This window comes from Microbacterium sp., from assembly GCF_032084865.1.
In the GTDB taxonomy this organism is placed as follows: Bacteria; Actinomycetota; Actinomycetes; order Actinomycetales; family Microbacteriaceae; genus Microbacterium.
On record NZ_DAMDLU010000179.1, the window covers coordinates 1 to 4,554 of the forward strand.

At 68.2% G+C, this 4,554-nt stretch carries 6 protein-coding genes and 1 pseudogene; 3 read left to right on the forward strand and 4 right to left on the reverse strand.

The window, feature by feature from the left end:
* Window positions 1-394: pseudogene (locus RT309_RS13805) on the forward strand (GMP synthase (glutamine-hydrolyzing)); the annotation flags it as partial.
* 61 nt (window positions 395-455) lie between these two features.
* Here RT309_RS13805 and RT309_RS13810 read toward each other — a convergent pair.
* The 3 genes from RT309_RS13810 to RT309_RS13820 all read right to left on the reverse strand — a co-directional run bounded on the left by RT309_RS13810 (window position 456) and on the right by RT309_RS13820 (window position 2,625).
* Window positions 456-1,115, reverse strand: coding sequence for a DNA alkylation repair protein (locus RT309_RS13810; protein WP_313357958.1), 660 nt, complete (start codon window positions 1,113-1,115; stop codon window positions 456-458).
* A 98-nt stretch (window positions 1,116-1,213) separates the two neighbouring features.
* Window positions 1,214-1,486: a GlsB/YeaQ/YmgE family stress response membrane protein gene (locus RT309_RS13815; RefSeq protein ID WP_313357960.1), complete on the reverse strand. Its 273-nt coding sequence runs from the start codon at window positions 1,484-1,486 to the stop codon at window positions 1,214-1,216.
* Between the two features lie 176 nt (window positions 1,487-1,662).
* Window positions 1,663-2,625: a Bax inhibitor-1/YccA family protein gene (locus RT309_RS13820; RefSeq protein WP_313357962.1), complete on the reverse strand. Its 963-nt coding sequence runs from the start codon at window positions 2,623-2,625 to the stop codon at window positions 1,663-1,665.
* A 57-nt stretch (window positions 2,626-2,682) separates the two neighbouring features.
* Between RT309_RS13820 and RT309_RS13825 the strand changes: the two genes are divergently transcribed.
* A complete protein-coding gene (locus RT309_RS13825; RefSeq protein WP_313357964.1) occupies window positions 2,683-3,666 on the forward strand; it encodes a glycerophosphodiester phosphodiesterase family protein in 984 nt (327 codons plus the stop codon).
* A gap of 7 nt (window positions 3,667-3,673) precedes the next feature.
* On the opposite strand, the gene RT309_RS13830 is transcribed toward RT309_RS13825, so the two are convergent.
* Window positions 3,674-4,066: a YccF domain-containing protein gene (locus tag RT309_RS13830; protein WP_313357966.1), complete on the reverse strand. Its 393-nt coding sequence runs from the start codon at window positions 4,064-4,066 to the stop codon at window positions 3,674-3,676.
* Between the two features lie 91 nt (window positions 4,067-4,157).
* On the opposite strand from RT309_RS13830, the gene RT309_RS13835 reads away from it, so the two are divergent.
* Window positions 4,158-4,554, forward strand: a 397-nt coding sequence (locus RT309_RS13835; RefSeq protein ID WP_313357968.1) for an ATP-binding cassette domain-containing protein, incomplete at its 3' end; no start/stop codon positions are given.

Consider the following 4,554-nt stretch of genomic DNA (forward strand, 5'->3'; position numbering starts at 1 on the left):
CATCGTCGGCCGCCAGCCGTTCCCGGGCCCCGGCCTCGGCATCCGGATCATCGGCGAGGTGACCCGCGAGCGTCTCGAGATCCTGCGCGACGCCGACGCGATCGCTCGCGAGGAGCTCAGCAGGGCGGGCCTCGACCAGACCATCTGGCAGTGCCCGGTCGTGCTGCTCGCCGACGTGCGCTCGGTGGGCGTGCAGGGTGACGGCCGCACCTACGGGCACCCGATCGTGCTGCGTCCCGTCTCCAGCGAAGACGCGATGACCGCAGACTGGACCCGTCTGCCCTACGACGTGCTCGCGAAGATCTCGAACCGCATCACCAACGAGGTGCGCGAAGTCAACCGTGTGGTCCTCGACGTCACCTCGAAGCCGCCGGCGACCATCGAGTGGGAGTGAGAGAAGGGGCCGCGATAGCGGCCCCTTCTTCTTCGTCTCCCGTGCGCCCTGGCGCGGGCGCTCAGCCGAGGTGCTTCAGCGCCTCGCGCCGCGACAGCGCAGACAGCTCCGGATGCTGCGACGCGAACCTCCTGACCCAGTCCGGGTCGTGCCTGCCGAGGTCGCGCAGCGCCCAGCCGATCGCCTTCCGCAGGAAGAACCGCCGATCGGCGACGTTGGCGAGGATCGCGTATTCGAGCACATCGCGGTCGGTGTCGTTCTTCCGGCCGAGCTGGGAGATGATGGCCGCTCGGCGGATCCACATGTCGTCGTCGTCCGCCCAGACGCGCATCTCGACCGCCATCCGGACGGGGTCGGCGTCGAACAGCTCCCGCAGTCGATGCGCGACTTCATCGACCAGATCCCACCAGGCCCCGGTGCGGATCATCTCGTCGTGCACATCCAGCAGGGTCACGTCGCCGCGCAGGGGGCGCAGCGCCATGACGGCGAGCGCCGCGTAGCGCTCCTCGCGGAACTCCGCCTCGCGCCACAGGGTCAGCGCGGTCTCAAGCAGCACGGCGGCATCGGCGTCCCGAGACCTCGCCCGCACCGCAGCCCGCACTGCCGGCATCCGCACGCCGAGGAACGGCATCGCGGATCTCATGTACGCCTGCTGGCCGGGAGCGAGTGCGGGGTCGGCGGCCGCACGAAGCGCCTTCCTGATCTGCTCGACGAGTGCCATCGGACAAGAATCTCAGAGAAAGCCCGGTTCGTCATCGATCGGTGCTCGCACTGGAAAGAGGCCGCTGCCCGAAGGCAGCGGCCTCTTCTCTGGGGAGGTCAGACGCGGCGACGGTCTCCGCGGCCGACGATGAGGCCGTAGATCAGCAGCACGATGATCGCGCCGCCGATCGCGAGCAGCCAGCTGCCGAGGTCGAAGAAGCCTTCGACGCCACGGCCGAACAGCACGCTGCCGAGCCAGCCGCCGAGCAGAGCGCCGACGACACCGAGCAGAAGGGTGACGATCCAGCCGCCGCCCTGCTTGCCAGGGAGGATCAGCTTCGCGATCGCACCGGCGATGAGTCCAAGGAGGAGAAAGGCGAGGAAGCCCATTAGTGTCTCCGATCTGTGAGTGATACCCGGGGGTTTCCGGATGCATCAACCCTGCCCGATCGCTACGAATGTGCGTCATACCCTTGTGCACATCGTGAGAATGCGGTAAAAGTGCCGCCGGATGCGGAACGGGCCGCCCTCCGAAGAGGGCGGACCGTTCGCGAAACAGCTGCTGATCAGTCGTTTCCGCGCAGAATCGCGAGGATGCGCAGGATCTCGACGTACAGCCAGACGACGGTCACCATGATGCCGAACGCCCCGAGCCAGCCGTACTTGCGCGGAGCGCCGTTGCGCACGCCCTGCTGGATCTGGTCGAAGTCCATCACCAGCGAGTACGCGGCCATGAACACGACCAGCACGCCGATGATGAGGCCGAGCGGGATGCCGAAGATCTCCGCGCTGTACAGGCCGAACGCCTGACCGGCGGGAAGGACGCCCGTCCACATCAGCACGAGGTTGAGCACCGAGAAGACCAGGTAGCCGAGCATCGCGATCATGACGATCTTGGTCATCTTCGCGCTGGCGCGCACCTTGCCGCTGGCGAAGAGCGCGAGGGTGACGCCGACGACCGCGACGGTCGCGAGGGTCGCCTGCATGACCACACCCGGCCAGATGATCTCGAAGTAGGCCGAGATGGCGCCGACGAACAGGCCCTCGAAGGCGGCATACGCCCAGATGAGGGCGGGGCGCACCTTCTTGCGGGAGGTGAACGTGACGACCATGGCGAGCACGAAGCCGCCGAGCGCGCCGACGATCCACGGTGTCATGTCGGCGTTGCCGCCCGAGTTGACGAAGCTCGTCGCGGTCCACACCCATCCGGCGACGGCGGTGACGAGCAGGATGGCGAAGAGGCCGGCGGTCTTCCAGACCGTGTCCTCGACCGTCATCCGGTCGGTCTCGAGGGCGCCGGCGGACGGCGAGGTGTACATGCCCTCCAGCTGCGCGTTGGCGGCGGCATCCATTCCGGCGTGCTGGAAGGATGCGGTTCCGGCGGCGGCGCCCGGCGCGGGCGGCGGCGCGTACGTGCCCTGAGACGAACCGGGATAGGACGCGACATTTCGCGGATCCTGCTGCTGGAACGCCGGGTTGTTGAATGCGAAGTTGCTCATGGTGGCCTCTGCTCCCGAGGGATCGGTCATCTCTTTCCTCAAAGATACTCGCGGCAACCTATGGAACGGGTGCTTTACGCTGTGAGCGTGCCCAGGAGAAGACCGCTCGTCATCGGGCATCGCGGAGCCCCCGGCTATCGCCCCGAGCACAGCCGATCGTCGTACGAACTCGCGCTGGTGATGGGGGTGGATGCCGTCGAGCCCGACGTCGTGGCGACGAAGGACGGCGTGCTCGTGCTGCGGCACGAGAACGAGATCTCCGGCACGACGGATGTCGCCGATCACCCGGAGTTCGCCGACCGCCGCACGACGAAGCGGATCGACGGCGTCTCGCTCACCGGCTGGTTCACCGAGGACTTCACCTGGGCCGAGCTGTCGACGCTGCGCACCCGTGAGCGGCTGCCGAAGATCCGCCAGTCGAGCGCCACTTTCGACGACGGCCAGCCCATCCTGCGCCTGCCCGACCTGCTCGACCTCGTGCGCGCCGGGTCTGACGAGCACGGCCGCGAGATCGGCATCGTGCTCGAGATCAAGCACGCCACCTACTTCGAGAGCGTCGGGCTCGATCTCGCGCCGCTCATCGAGCGTGACCTGCGTGCGGGCGGCTGGGCGGACGGCCGGCTGCCGCTGATCATCGAGTCGTTCGAATCGACCATCCTGCATCGACTGCAGCAGACCGGCATCGCGGCGTCCTTCGTCTACCTGATCGAGGCGGCGGGCACGCCGTTCGATCTCGTCAGCGTCCTCGGCGACGACGCGCCCGACTACGCGTCCGCCGTGACACCCAACGGTCTCGACCGGCTGGCTGGTGCGGTCGACGGCATCAGCGTCAGCAAGAGGATGCTGCTGGCGCCCGGGAACACGATCGTCGCCGACGCGCATGCGCGCGGTCTGCGGGTGTTCACCTGGACGTGCCGCCCCGAGAACACCTTCCTCGACCCGCGGTTCCGCGTCGGCAAGGGGAAGTCGGCGTTCGGCGATTACGAGGCCGAGTGGCGCGAGATCGCCGACACGGGCGTCGACGGCGTGTTCGTCGACCACCCCGACCTGGGAGTCGCGTTCTTCGGCTGAGCCGCGATCACCGCGTGAAGGCGCCGCCGCGGCTGGGCACGATCTCCTTGCCGAGGGGCATGAGCGACACGGGCACGAGCTTGAAGTCGGCGATGCCCATCGGGATGCCGATGATCGTGATGCACAGCGCGATGCCGGAGAGGATGTGTCCGAGCGCGAGCCACCAGCCGGCGAGGATCACCCAGACGATGTTGCCCAGCGCCGCTCCGAGACCGGCCCTCGAGTGGTCGACCACCTGACGGCCGAACGGCCACAGTGAGTACCCGGCGATGCGGAACGATGCGATCGCCCACGGGATGGTGATGATCGGGATGCACAGCAGGATGCCGGCCAGGATGTACCCCAGCCACAGCCAGAATCCGGCGAAGATGACCCAGATGATGTTGAGGATCGTGCGCATGGCCTGATTCTGTCACCTCTGCCCTGGCCTCGCTGCCCTAGGCTCGGGTCATGGCGGCCTGATCCTGCCAGCTCTGCCCTAGGCTCGGGTCATGGACGGAGTGGTCGCGCAGGGGGTCAAGCGGTCGTTCGGGTCGGTGGATGCCGTGGTGGATGCCACCTTTCATGCGTTGCCCGGTCGCGTCACGGGGCTGGTCGGTCCGAACGGCGCGGGGAAGACGACGCTGCTGCTCATGCTCGCGTCGCTGCTCGCCCCGGACGCGGGTCGCATCAGCATCGACGGCGTGGACCCCGTCGCCGATCCTGCGGCGGTGCGGCGGATGCTGGGCTGGATGCCCGACACCCTCGGCGCCTGGCCGTCGCTGACGGCGCGGGAGAGCATCGTCACGACAGCACGGCTGCACGACATGCCGCCGGCGGATGCCCGATCGCGCGCCGACGAGCTGCTCGCGCTGGTGGGGCTCGCCGATCACGCCGCGTCGCCCGCAC